Source organism: Paludibacillus litoralis (assembly GCF_037646705.1).
Classification (GTDB): domain Bacteria; phylum Pseudomonadota; class Alphaproteobacteria; order Rhodobacterales; family Rhodobacteraceae; genus Pikeienuella; species Pikeienuella litoralis.
In genome coordinates this window covers 1-515 of record NZ_JBBHER010000018.1, presented here as the reverse complement: position 1 = coordinate 515, position 515 = coordinate 1, and the positions used below count along the sequence as shown (strand labels likewise).

Annotated in this window: 1 protein-coding gene; it reads left to right on the top strand. The window is 65.0% G+C overall.

Going from position 1 to position 515, the window contains the following annotated elements:
- On the top strand, nt 1–515 hold a 515-nt coding region (locus WG921_RS17885), incomplete at both ends, for a PHA/PHB synthase family protein (RefSeq protein ID WP_340110628.1).

The window sequence follows — 515 nt, the reverse complement described above, 5'->3', positions numbered from 1 at the left end:
CGCAACCGCCTGATCGAGCTGATCCAGTACGCGCCGCTCACCGACACGGTCCGGCCCGAGCCGATCCTGATCGTTCCGGCCTGGATCATGAAATACTACATCCTCGACCTGTCGCAGCATAACTCCATGGTGCGCTATCTGCTCGAGCAGGGGCACACGGTGTTCATGATCTCGTGGAAGAACCCCGACGAGGGCGACCGCGACCTGACGATGGACGATTATCGCCGCCTCGGCGTCATGGACGCGCTGGACGAGATCGGCGCCATCCTGCCGGACCGGAAGGTCCACGCGGTCGGCTATTGCCTCGGCGGCACGCTCCTCTCCATCGCCGCCGCCGCGATGGCGCGGGACGGGGACGACCGGCTGGCGACGGCGACGCTGCTGGCCAGCCAGGTGGACTTCACCGAGCCGGGCGAGTTGCAGCTCTTCATCAATGAAAGCCAGCTCGCGTTTCTCGACAGCATGATGTGGCGGAAGGGCTATCTGGACACCACCCAGATGACCGGCGCGTTCCA